The 12,272-nt window shown below is 73.1% G+C and carries 9 protein-coding genes; 6 read left to right on the forward strand and 3 right to left on the reverse strand.

From position 1 onward, the window contains the following. The first annotated feature begins 150 nt into the window (after positions 1-150). The 3 genes from guaB1 to ABD220_RS09475 all read left to right on the forward strand — a co-directional run bounded on the left by guaB1 (position 151) and on the right by ABD220_RS09475 (position 4,243). Positions 151-1,608 carry a GMP reductase gene (gene guaB1, locus ABD220_RS09465; protein ID WP_344121955.1) on the forward strand — a complete coding sequence of 486 codons (1,458 nt, stop codon included), beginning with the start codon at positions 151-153 and terminating at the stop codon, positions 1,606-1,608. A 194-nt stretch (positions 1,609-1,802) separates the two neighbouring features. Continuing rightward, entirely contained in the window at positions 1,803-3,164 is a 1,362-nt protein-coding gene (locus tag ABD220_RS09470; RefSeq protein ID WP_344121957.1) for a hemolysin family protein, read from the forward strand. Next, positions 3,161-4,243, forward strand: coding sequence for a hemolysin family protein (locus tag ABD220_RS09475; RefSeq protein WP_344121959.1), 1,083 nt, complete (start codon positions 3,161-3,163; stop codon positions 4,241-4,243). Before ABD220_RS09470 ends, ABD220_RS09475 begins: the two co-directional genes overlap by 4 nt. Before the next feature lie 96 nt (positions 4,244-4,339). Here ABD220_RS09475 and ABD220_RS09480 read toward each other — a convergent pair whose 3' ends face one another. Next, positions 4,340-5,296, reverse strand: coding sequence for a diacylglycerol kinase family protein (locus ABD220_RS09480; RefSeq protein WP_344121960.1), 957 nt, complete (start codon positions 5,294-5,296; stop codon positions 4,340-4,342). After that, positions 5,289-5,720: a Fur family transcriptional regulator gene (locus tag ABD220_RS09485; protein WP_344121962.1), complete on the reverse strand. Its 432-nt coding sequence runs from the start codon at positions 5,718-5,720 to the stop codon at positions 5,289-5,291. The genes ABD220_RS09480 and ABD220_RS09485 overlap by 8 nt, the downstream gene beginning before the upstream one ends. Before the next feature lie 113 nt (positions 5,721-5,833). On the opposite strand from ABD220_RS09485, the gene ABD220_RS09490 reads away from it, so the two are divergent. Then, positions 5,834-6,496 (forward strand): MBL fold metallo-hydrolase, encoded by a 663-nt coding sequence (locus ABD220_RS09490; RefSeq protein WP_344121964.1) that lies wholly within the window; start codon positions 5,834-5,836, stop codon positions 6,494-6,496. Positions 6,497-6,541: 45 nt separating this feature from the next. Continuing rightward, entirely contained in the window at positions 6,542-6,970 is a 429-nt protein-coding gene (locus ABD220_RS09495; RefSeq protein WP_344121966.1) for an HIT family protein, read from the forward strand. Positions 6,971-7,044: 74 nt separating this feature from the next. Here ABD220_RS09495 and hrpA read toward each other — a convergent pair whose 3' ends face one another. Continuing rightward, on the reverse strand, positions 7,045-11,085 hold the full coding sequence (gene hrpA, locus ABD220_RS09500; RefSeq protein WP_344121969.1) for an ATP-dependent RNA helicase HrpA: 4,041 nt from the start codon (positions 11,083-11,085) through the stop codon (positions 7,045-7,047). A gap of 174 nt (positions 11,086-11,259) precedes the next feature. On the opposite strand from hrpA, the gene ABD220_RS09505 reads away from it, so the two are divergent. Next, entirely contained in the window at positions 11,260-12,264 is a 1,005-nt protein-coding gene (locus ABD220_RS09505; protein ID WP_344121972.1) for an ABC transporter substrate-binding protein, read from the forward strand. Positions 12,265-12,272: the final 8 nt, after the last annotated feature.

Raw genomic sequence — 12,272 nt, forward strand, 5'->3', positions numbered from 1 at the left:
CGGCGGCGTCCGCCTCCGGTCGCTGCCGGACGGTCGTCGACCGGGCGCGGCCGTACCTCCGGCGAGTCTAGTGATCCGCGCGGCGGCATGGCTAGTCCGCCGCCCCGCCCCCGGGGCGCGTGTCGCGGGCCCCCGGCTAGACTGGTTCGCGTGCGATTCCTCAACACCCCCACGTCCGACCTGACCTACAGCGACGTCTTCCTCGTCCCCTCGAGCTCCCGGGTCACCTCCCGGTTCGACGTCGACCTCACCCCGCGCGACGGCACCGGCGCCACCGTGCCGCTGGTGGCCGCGAACATGACGGCCGTCACCGGGCGCCGGATGGTGGAGACGCTGGCCCGCCGCGGCGGACTGGGCATCCTGCCGCAGGACATCCCGCTCGACGTCATCGCGGAGGTGACGTCCTGGGTCAAGGAGCGCTCGCCGCGCTTCGAGACGCCGGTGGTCCTCGGCGCCGAGGACACCGTCCACGACGCCCTGGGCATCATGCACAAGCGCCCCCATGGCGCCGTGGTCGTGTGCGGCCCGCAGCGGTCCTACCGCGGGGTGGTGCTCGCGGCCGACTGCGCCGAGGTGGACCGCTTCACCCAGCTGGGCTCGATCATGCGCACCGACGCCCCGGTGTTCTCCCTGGCGGATGTCCGCGCCGGGTCCGGCGACGACGTCCTCGCCGCCGCCTACGACCGGCTAGCCCAGACCCGGGCCCACGTGGCGCCGGTGCTCGACGGGGACACGGTCGTGGGCGTGCTGACCCGCAAGGGCACGGTCCGCTCCACGATCTACACCCCCGCGCTCGACGGCGCGGGCCGGCTCCGGGTGGGCGCCGCCGTGGGCATCAACGGGGACGTCCGGGGCAAGGCGCGGGCGCTGCTCGACGCCGGCGTGGACGTGCTCGTCGTGGACACCGCCCACGGCCACCAGCGCAAGATGGTGGAGGCCCTCGAGCAGGTCCGCGCGGCGGCCCCCGACGTGCCCGTCGTGGCGGGCAACGTGGTCACCGCCGACGGCGTCCAGGACCTCGTCGACGCCGGCGCGGACATCGTGAAGGTCGGCGTGGGCCCGGGCGCGATGTGCACCACCCGGATGATGACCGCCGTGGGCCGGCCCCAGTTCTCCGCCGTGCTCGAGTGCGCCGAGGCCGCCGCCGGGCTCGGCCGGCACGTCTGGGCCGACGGCGGGGTGAAGCATCCCCGGGACGTCGCCCTCGCACTCGCGGCCGGGGCCAGCCAGGTGATGGTGGGCTCCTGGTTCGCCGGCACCCACGAGGGCCCGGGGGAGCTGAACGTGGACGCCGACGGCCGTATGTACAAGGAGAGCTTCGGGATGGCCTCGACCCGCGCGGTGCGCGAGCGCACCCGGGGCGAGGGCGCCTTCGCCCGGGCCCGGAAGGGCCTGTTCGAGGAGGGCATCTCCAGCTCCAAGATGTACCTGGATCCCGAGCGTCCCGGCGTGGAGGACCTCGTGGACCAGATCACCGCGGGCGTGCGCAGCTCCATGACCTACGCGGGGGCCACGACCCTCGAGCAGTTCGCGGCCCGGGCCGTGGTCGGCATCCAGTCCGCCTCCGGCTACGAGGAGGGCAGGGCGCGGCCCGTCAGCTGGTCCTGAGCACGCGCCGGGCGGCTCCCGCTCCGGTACCCTGGAGCTCTCATGGACACGTTCAGTAGTTGCCGGCCCGGCCGCGGCGTCCCACGCCGCGGCCCCCGAGCCGGCTCACCCACCGTCCCCCGCTCCGCCCCCGGCCGCCCGGCCCCCGACCGCCCCGCCCTCGCACGGCGGACCACCGCGGGAGGCCGCTCCTGATGGAATGGCTGCTCCTGGCGGCGGGCCTGCTCCTCATCCTCGGCACGGGCTTCTTCGTTGCCGTGGAGTTCTCCCTCGTGGCCCTCGACCAGACCACGGTGCGCCGGGCGATCGCCGAGGGCGACCGCGCCGCGGAACCGCTGCTCAAGTGCCTCAAGTCCCTGTCCACGCAGCTGTCCAGCTGCCAGCTGGGGATCACCCTGACCACCCTGCTCACGGGCTACACCCTGGACCTGGCGCTCCAGTCCTTCCTGCGGGAGCCGATCGCCGAGCTCACCGGCCTGTCCGTGGTGGCCGCCGGGGGAGCGACCCTGGCGCTGTCGATGCTCATCTCCACGCTGCTGTCCATGCTGCTGGGCGAGCTCGTGCCCAAGAACTGGGCCATCGCGGAGGCGTTCCGGGTGGGACGGCTGGTCGCCCGCCCCCAGCTCGTGTTCACCGCGGTGTTCAAGCCGTTCGTGGTCACCCTCAACGGCGTGGCCAACCGCGTCCTGCACCTGGTCGGGATGGAGGCCAAGGAGGAGCTCTCGGGCGCGCGCTCGCCGGAGGAGCTGTCCTCGATGGTCCGCCGCTCCGCGAAGATGGGCACCCTGGACGCCGGCACCGCCGCGTTCGTCGCCAAGACCCTCACCTTCGCCGAGCGCACGGCCGCGGACGTCATGACCCCCCGGATCCGCGTGCAGATGCTCGACTCCCACGAGTCCGTCGCGGACGTCGTGGCCGTCGCCTCCCGCACCGGCCACTCCCGCTTCCCCGTGATGGACGACTCCCCCGACGACGTCCGCGGCGTGGTCCACATCAAGAAGGCCGTGGCCGTGCCGTCGGAGCGCCGCGCCGCCCTGGAGTGCGGGGCGATCATGGAGGACGTCCTGCGCGTGCCCGAGACCGTGCACCTGGACTCCCTGCTCGTGCAGCTGCGCTCCGGCGGGCTGCAGATGGCCGTCGTCGTCGACGAGTGGGGCGGCACCGCCGGCGTCGTCACCCTCGAGGACCTCGTGGAGGAGGTCGTCGGGGAGGTCTCCGACGAGCACGACCGGCTGAGCCTCGGCGCCCTGCAGTCCGCGGCGGGGGAGTGGTACTTCCCCGGCCTGATGCGCCCCGACGAGGTCTCCGAGCAGATCACCGAGCTCGACATCGAGGACGGTCCCGCCTACGAGACCATGGGCGGGTTCATGATGGACCGGCTCGGGCGGATTCCGAGGCCCGGGGACGTGGTCCCCGTCCAGGGCGGGGAGCTCGAGGTCGCCCGGATGGAGGGGCGCCGGGTGGACCGCATCCGCTTCGTCCCGGCACCGGCCGAGCCCGAGGACGCCCCGGCAAGGTCCCGCGAGAGCGGCGCACGCGAGGAGGACGCACGATGAGCGACTGGGCAGGCCTGGCATGGCTCGTGGTGCTCCTGGCGGGCAACGCCTTCTTCGTGGGCGGCGAGTTCGCCGTCATGTCCGCACGGCGCAGCCAGATCGAGCCGCTGGCCGAGGACGGCAACAAGCGGGCCCGGACGGCGCTGTACGCGATGGAGCACGTGTCCCTCATGCTGGCCTGCTGCCAGCTGGGCATCACCGTGTGCTCGCTGCTGATCCTCAACATCTCCGAGCCGGCGCTGCACCACATCGTCTCCGGCCCGCTGGGGCACCTGGGCGTGCCGGCCGAGATCGCCGACGTCAGCGGGTTCCTCACGGCCCTGCTCGTGGTCACCTTCCTGCACGTGGTGTTCGGGGAGATGGTGCCGAAGAACATGTCGGTCTCGGCCGCGGACCGCGCGGTGCTGCTGCTGGCGCCGCCGCTGGTGCTCGTCTCCCGCATGGTCAAGCCGGTCATCGCCACGCTGAACTGGGCGGCGAACCACGTCCTGAAGCTCATGGGCATCGAGCCGAAGGACGAGGTCTCCTCGACCTTCACCCTCGACGAGCTCCAGTCCATCGTGGCGGAGTCCACGAAGGAGGGCACCGTGGCGGACCAGACGGGTCTGCTGTCCGGCGCCCTCGAGTTCTCCTCCAAGCGCACCGCCGACATCATGGTGCCCCTGCACCAGCTCGTGACGCTGCCCGAGGACGCCTCGGCAGCGGAGGTCGAGAAGGCGGTGGCCCGCACGGGCTTCTCGCGCTTCGCCCTCACGGAGGACGACGGCGAGCTCAACGGATACCTGCACATCAAGGACGTGCTCTCGATCCCGGAGAGCCGCTACAACGAGCCGGTGCCGGTGACCCGGGTGCGCTCCCTGGCGAACCTGCGCCCCGGCATCGAGATCGATGACGCGCTGGCGGCCATGCAGCGCACGGGCTCGCACCTGGCGCGCGTGGTCGACACCGGCGGTCAGACCCTGGGCGTGCTGTTCCTCGAGGACGTGATCGAGGAGCTGGTGGGCGAGATCCGGGACACCACCCAGGACCGGCGTCAGCGCCGCGGGGACCGGGTGGACACCTCGGAGCCGCCGCGCTGAACGACCGGTGAGCGCACCGGGCACGCACGTGCTGGGCTGCGCCGCCGACCGGGTGGCGCCGCGGGCCGGGTGGCGCCGCGGGCCACCCGGTCCGGCTCAGGCGAGGACGCGGACCGCCGAGGGCAGCACGTCCACCCGCACGGGCAGGGGGCCGAGCCGTTCCCCGTCCGCGTAGGCGGTGACGTCCGGGGCGTCCACAGCCACCGAGCGGACCCGCTCGATCCGCACGCTCGCCAGCGCCACGTGCCGGCCGGAGAACAGCCGGGGGAACAGGAACAGGAACCGGGCCCGGCCCAGGGGGGCCACGGTGAAGAGCTCCAGCAGCCCGTCGTCCTCCCTGGCGCCGGGCACGATCCGCAGGCCGCCCCCGACCGACGACGTGTTGGCGATGTTCAGCAGGACCCCGTCCCGGCGCTCCGTGCGGCGCCGTCCGCCGGCGTCCTCGATCTCGAGCCGGTAGCGGACGGTGCGCAGCCGTACGATCTCCGCCAGGACGGCCAGCAGGTACTTGGTGGACCCGGTCAGGTGCAGCCACCGGTTCGCGCGCTCGTTGACCACAGCGTCGAAGCCGGCGCACAGGGCGGTCGCGAAGCAGGACGTGCGCCCGTCCGCGAAGCGCGCCCGGCCGACGTCGAGGCGCCGGGCACCCGGGTCGTCGAGCCGGCGCAGGATGCGGCCCGCCGCGGCCACCGGGTCCCGGAGCGGGACGCCCAGGTGACGGGCCAGGTCGTTGCCGGTCCCGCACGGCACGACGCCCAGCGGGATGTCGATGCCCTGCCCTGCGAGCTCCACGAGCACCCCGAGGCCGGCCTGGACCATCCCGTCCCCGCCCACGACCACGAGGGCCCGGGTGGTGAGGGCCTGGGCCCGCAGGCGGTCGCGCACCAGCGCCACCAGGGCGCCGAGGTCCCCGGCGGAGAGCACCACGGCCTCGTCGCCGCCGGTGCGCAGCAGCTCCGCGGCCCGGTGGGCGTCCTCGACGGCCCGTCCGCGGCCGGCGCGGGGATTGACCGCCACGACGAAGGCGCCGCGGGGCGGCCCCGGCTCAGCCATCGTCCCGCCGCGCCCCGCAGGCGGCGCACAGGCCCGTGATCTCCACCGTGTGCTCCACCTCGGTGAAGCCGTGGACGGCGGCGGTGCGCCCGGCCCACTCCTCGACCGTGGGCGCCTCGAGCTCCACGGCGGCGCCGCAGCGGCGGCACACCAGGTGGTGGTGGTGGTGCTCGGCCGCGCAGCGGCGGTAGATCGCCTCGCCGTCGTCGCTGCGCAGGACGTCCAGCTCCCCGAGCTCGGACATCGACTGCAGGATCCGGTAGGTCGTCGCCAGGGACACGGAGTCCCCGCGCGCCCGCAGGAGGGCGTGCAGGTCCTGCGTGGAGATGAAGTCCTCCAGGGACGCGAGCACCCGCGCGACGGCCCGGCGCTGCCGGGTGTTGCGAACCTCCCCGGCGCTCCCTCCGCTGGTTCTCACGCTCACGCCTCGTCCTCTCGTCGCTGGTGCCCGGGCAGGCCCCCAGCTTAACAAGGACCGCCCGACACGTGCCCCGCCGCCCTGTGAGGCCCGGGAGGGCCCGGGGATAGGGTGGGCCCATGGAGCTGATCAAGTACACCCACTCGTGTGTGCGGCTCGAGAACGAGGGCCGGGTCCTCGTGATCGACCCGGGCAAGTTCTCCGGGCGGGAGGAGCTGGCGGAGGCCCTCGACGGGGCCGACGTCCTGCTCGTCACCCACGTGCACCCGGACCACCTGGACCCCGAGCCCGTGCACGCGCACCTGCGGGCGCACCCGGAGCTCCAGGTGTACGCCCCGGCCCCGGTGGCCGCGGGACTCCGCGACGCCGTCGGGGAGGGGCACGCGATCCACGACGCCGCGCCCGAGACCGTGCTGGAGCTCGACGGCTTCACCGTGCGGACGTTCGGCGGCCAGCACGCGCTGATCCACCCGCTCATCCGCACCGTGGACAACATCGGCTACCTGGTCGACGACACGGTCTACCACCCCGGGGACTCGCTGGTGGTGCCCCACGAGCTCGCCGCCCCCGTGCTGCTGGCCCCGATCCACGCGCCGTGGAACAAGCTGGCGGAGGTCATCGACTTCGTGGTGGCCGTGCGTCCCGAGCGGGTCTTCCCGATCCACGACGGCCTGCTCTCCGCCGCCGGCCTCGGCGTGATCGAGGGCCAGCTGACCACGTTCGCCGCCAAGTACGGGGCCGAGTACCGCCACCTGGCCACCGGCGAGCGCGTCACCCTGTAGCCGCGGGCCCGCCCGGAACCGACCCACCACCGAAAGGGAGCACCAGTGAGCACCGTCTTCACGAAGATCATCGAGGGGCAGATCCCCGGCCGCTTCGTCTGGCAGGACGAGCGCTGCGTCGCGTTCCTGTCCATCGAGCCGCTGGGGCCGGGGCACACGCTGGTGGTCCCGCGCGAGGAGTACGACCACTGGATCGACCTGCCCGAGGACCTCGCCGCGCACCTGATGGTGGTCTCCTGGCGGATCGGCCGCGCCGTCGACGCCGTGTGGCGGCCCCGGCGGGTGGGCCAGATGATCCAGGGCTTCGAGGTCCCGCACACCCACGTGCACGTGTGGCCGGCGAACTCGGCCGAGCAGTTCCAGTTCGCCAACGCGGACCGGCACCCGGACCCGGCGGCGATGGACGAGGCCGCGGAGCGGATCCGGGCCGCCCTCGTCGAGGCCGGGCACGGCTCCGCCGTGCCGCAGGACTGAGCCACCGGCCCGTCCCGCGGACCGGCCCTGCGGGACGGGCCCGCGGGAGGGGCCGGGCAGGGGCGGCCCGCAGATCAGGCCCGGGCGGCCCCGAGGGCGTCCTTGAGGGCCTTCCGGATCCGCTTCTCCGAGACGGTGTGGGCGGTGCCCAGCTCCTGGGCGAACAGCGAGACCCGCAGCTCCTCGATCATCCAGGCCACCCGGCGCAGCTCGTCCGGGACCGGGGCGTGCGGCGGCAGGGAGTCCAGCGCGGCGTCGTAGTCGTCCTCCAGCTTCTGCACGGCGAGCATGCCGACCGTGTCCCGCTGCAGGTGGCCGGCGAGCTTCTCGAGCCGCACCTCCATCGCCCGCACATAGCGGGGCAGGTGCTGGAGCTGGTCGTAGCCGGTGGCGGCGACGAAGCCCGGGTGCACGAGGTGCTCGAGCTGGGCCTTGACGTCGTTGAGCGAGTTCACCGCGGCGAGCGAGGACGACTGCTTGAGCTGCTTGCGGATCCGCGCGGCCCCGGAGAGCACCTGCTCCACGAGCGCGGTGACCTGGAAGACCGTGTCGATCAGCTCGGCCCGCACGTGCTCGTGCAGGGCGTCGAACGCCGCGCGGGTGTACGGGGGCTCGGCCGGTGTGAGCTTGTCGATCGCGGCGACCGCGCAGTCGGTGATGAGCTCGGTCACCGACCCGTGCGGGTTCTGCGTGAAGACCAGCTTCTCCCGGTTGTTGAGGTGCTCCAGCACGTACCGCTCGGGGGAGGGGATGCGCAGCTGCAGCAGGGTGATCACCCCGCGTCGCTGCGCGGCCCGCTGCTCGGCGGCCGAGGGCAGGATGCGCACGGCCACCGTGGCCGCCCGGCCGGCCGGCTGCTTCGTCGTGCCCCGGGGCCGCTCGGGGACGAGCGCCGGCCACCCGGTGATCCGCTGGCCCGCCACCGTCGTCTCGACGCTGCGCGGCAGGTCCTCCTCCGGCCACGCCGTCAGCCCCGAGCGCTCCAGCGCCGGCGGGGCCGGCGCCGCCTCCGGTGGCCGGGGCGCGGGGGAGCGCGGCCCCGTCCGGCCGGGTCCGCCGGACGGGGTCCCGGCGGGTGCCCCGGGCACCGCGCCGAGGGACTCGGCCAGGGCGGCACGGATCTCGTCGTGCAGCTCCGCCCGGAGGGCCTCGAGGTCCTCGCCCTCGCCCAGCACCCGGTTCCGGCGGTCCCGCACCTCGAAGCGCATCCGCAGGTGGGCCGGGACGGCCTCCCAGTTCCAGGACCCCGGCGGGACCACGTGGCCCCTGAGCCGGCGCAGGACCAGTTCCAGGGACGGCTCGAGGGCGTCGACGGCGGGGTCGAAGTCGGCGTCGAGCATCGCCACCGCCTGGCGGGCGACGTCGGGGGCCGGGACGAAGTTGCGGCGCACCGCCTTCGGCAGGGACTTGATGAGCGCCGTGACGAGCTCGGCGCGGAACCCGGGGATCTGCCACCGGAACTGCTCGGGGTCCAGCTGGTTGAGGAACAGCACGGGCACGCGCACGGTCACGCCGTCCGCCTGGTCGGAGCCGGGGGCGAACTCGTAGGCGAGGTCGAGCACCAGCTCCCCGTCCCGGGTGCGCCGGACCCACTGGCGCGGGTAGAGCGACTCGTCGTAGCCGCCGGCCTCCTCGGCGATCAGGTCCTCGGGGTCCAGGTCCAGGAGGTGCTCGTCCTGCTGCCGGGCCTTCTTCCACCACGCGTCGAAGTGCCGTGCCGAGACCACGGAGTCGGGGATCCGGGCGTCGTAGAACGCGAACAGGGCCTCGTCGTCGACCCGCAGGTCCTTGCGGCGCAGCCGGTTCTCGAGCTCCTCGACCTCGGCCAGCCGCTTGCGGTTGCGCGCCCAGAACCGGTGCCGGGTCTGCCAGTCGCCCTCCACGAGGGCGTGGCGGAGGAACAGCTCCCGCGCCAGGGCGGGGTCCACCCGCCAGAAGTTGATCCGGCGCTGCGCCACGACGGGCACGCCGTAGAGGGTGACCTTCTCGTAGGCCATCACGGAGCCCTGCGCGCGGGACCAGTGCGGCTCCGACACGCTGCGCTTGACCAGGTGCGGGGCCAGCTCCTCGGCCCACAGCGGATCGATCGCGGCGTTCACGCGGGCCCACAGCCGGGAGGTCTCCACGAGCTCGGCGGACATGATCCAGTCGGGGGACTTCTTGAACAGGTTGGAGCCCGGGAAGACCGCGAACCGCGAGCCGCGCGCGCCCTGATACTCCCGCTTGCGCTCGTCCTTGAGCCCGATGTGGCTGAGCAGCCCCGCCAGCAGCGAGACGTGGATCTCCCGCTCCTTCCCGGCGGGGTCCACCTCCCGGCCCTTGCCGACCCGGATGCCGACCTGCTGGCCCATCTGGCGCAGCTGGGCGTAGAGGTCCTGCCACTCGCGGATCCGCAGGAAGTTCAGGTGCTCGCGCCGGCACAGCTTCCGGAACTGCGTGGAGGAGAGCGCCTCCTGCTGCTCCTGGACGTAGCGCCACAGCAGCAGCCAGCTCGTGAAGTCGGAGTTCTCGTCGAAGAAGCGCTTGTGCAGCTCGTCCGCCTGCTGCCGCTGCTCCAGGGGGCGCTCGCGGGGGTCCTGGACGGTCAGCGCCGCCGCGAGGACCATGACCTCCCGGGCGCAGCCCCGCCGGTCCGCCTCCACGATCATCCGGCCCAGCCGCGGGTCCACCGGCAGCTGCGCGAGCTGCCGGCCCACCGGGGTCAGGGGACCGCCGCCGGCGTCGCCGTCGTCGCGCCGGCCGCGCGGGGACGCCCCCCGGGACTCCTTGAGGGCGCCGAGCTCACGGAGCAGGGCCACGCCGTCCTTGACGGCCCGGGACTCGGGCGGCTCCACGAACGGGAAGCGCTCGATGTCCCCGGGCTCCTTGACGACGCCCACCGAGGTCATCTGCAGAATCACCGCCGCCAGGGACGTGCGCAGGATCTCGGGGTCGGTGAACTCCGGGCGGGAGAGGTAGTCCTCCTCCGAGTAGAGCCGGATGCAGATGCCGTCCGAGACGCGCCCGCAGCGCCCCGCGCGCTGATTCGCCGAGGCCTGGGAGATGCGCTCGATCGGGAGGCGCTGCACCTTCGTCCGCGTCGAGTAGCGCGAGATGCGCGCCGTGCCCGGGTCGATCACGTACTTGATGCCCGGGACGGTCAGCGACGTCTCGGCCACATTGGTGGCCAGCACGATCCGGCGACGGCCCGAGGGGGCGAACACCCGGTGCTGCTCCGCCATGGACAGCCGGCCGAACAGGGGCAGGATCTCGGTGTCGGCCAGGCCGCGGACCCGCTTCAGGGTGCCCTGCAGCGCCTCCTGGGCGTCGCGGATCTCCCGCTCGCCGGCGAAGAAGATCAGGATGTCCCCCGGCGGCTCGGCGGAGAGCTCCTCGACGGCGTCGCACACGGCGTCGATCGGGTCCCGGTCCTCGTCCTCCAGCCCGTCGCCGGCGTCCTCGGCGTCCTGCCCGCCGTCCCCCGAGCGCTGCTGGGCCAGCGGACGCCAGCGGACCTCCACCGGGTACGTGCGGCCGGAGACCTCGATGACGGGGGCCTTCTCCGGCTCGGCGCCCCCGGCCGTCTCCGGCGCGAAGTGCCGGGCGAAGCGCTCGGGGTCGATCGTGGCCGACGTGATGATCACCTTGAGATCCGGGCGCCGGGGCAGGATCCGCCGGAGGTAGCCCAGCAGGAAGTCGATGTTGAGGGAACGCTCGTGGGCCTCGTCGATGATGATCGCCGAGTACTTCTGCAGCAGCCGGTCGTGCTGGATCTCGGCGAGCAGGATGCCGTCCGTCATCAGCTTGATCCGCGAGTCGGTGCCCACCTCGGAGGTGAAGCGCACCTGGTAGCCGACCGTGCCGCCGATCTTCTCGCCCAGCTCCGAGGAGATCCGCTCCGCGACCGAGCGCGCGGCGATCCGCCGCGGCTGGGTGTGCCCGATCAGGCCGCGCTCGCCCAGGCCGAGCTCGAGGCACATCTTGGGGATCTGGGTGGTCTTTCCGGAGCCGGTCTCGCCGGCGATCACGACCACCTGGTGCGCGGCGATCGCGCCCATGATGTCCTCGCGGCGCGCGGAGACCGGGAGGCTCTCGGGGTAGACGATGGTCCGGGGGCTGCTCAGGGATGCTGACATGACCCCCCGATCCTACCGGGGACACGGCCAGCGGAGGGCCCCGTCCCGGTGGACGATCGGACACCTCCGACACGCCGTCGGCGCCGTTCTGTCACCACTTGTGAGCTGCCTCTCATTTTGTGAACGAACGGAAGGTAATATCGCTGACACCACTCGTTCCCGAAAGGACCCACCATGAAGCGACTGTTCCCGATGACGGCGGCCCTCGCCTCCACCGCCCTGCTGCTCACGGCCTGCGGCGGCTCCGACACCGAGTCCGCCGCCGGCGGCGGCGGCGGCGAGGCCGTCGAGGAGGCCACCGTCGGGATCAGCCAGTTCGTCGAGCACCCCTCGCTCGACGCCGCCCGGGAGGGCTTCCTCGCCGCGCTCGAGGAGGGCGGCTACACGGAGGGCGAGAACCTCACCGTCGACTTCCAGAACGCCTCCGGCGACCAGGGCACCTCCACCAGCATCGCCTCCAACATGGCGTCCTCGAACGCCGACCTCGTGCTGGCCATCGCGACGCCGTCGGCCCAGGGCGTGGCCCAGTCGGTCACCGACCGCCCGGTGCTGTTCACGGCCGTCACGGATCCGGTCGAGGCCGGGCTGGTCGACTCCCTCGAGAGCCCCGGCGGCAACGTCACCGGGACCACCGACATGAACCCGGTCGCCGAGCAGATCGCGCTGATCAAGCAGCTGAACCCGGATGCAGAGTCCGTGGGTATCATCTACAGCTCGGGCGAGACGAACTCGCAGGTCCAGGTCGACCTCGCCAAGGAGGCCGCCGCGGAGGAGGGGCTGGAGGTCGTGGAGAAGTCGGTGACCAACACCTCCGAGGTGGCCCAGGCCGCCGAGTCCTTCGACACGGACGCCATCTACGTGCCCACGGACAACAAGGTGGTCTCCGGCCTCGAGGCCGTGATCGCCGCCGCCGAGACCAAGCAGATCCCCCTGATCGCGGGCGAGGGCGACTCCGTGGAGCGCGGCGCCCTCATCACCCAGGGCCTGGACTACGAGCAGCTCGGCCGCCAGACCGGAAAGATGGCCGTGCGCATCCTCGCCGAGGGCGAGGACCCCGCGTCCATGCCCGTGGAGTTCCAGGAGGACACGCAGCTGATCATCAACCTGCAGGCCGCCGAGCGGATGGGCGTGGAGGTCCCCCAGGAGCTGCGGGAATCCGCCGACCAGGTCATCGAGTAGTCCGGGTG

Origin of the sequence: Kocuria aegyptia, from assembly GCF_039530085.1 — a bacterium.
Taxonomy (GTDB): Bacteria; Actinomycetota; Actinomycetes; order Actinomycetales; family Micrococcaceae; genus Kocuria; species Kocuria aegyptia.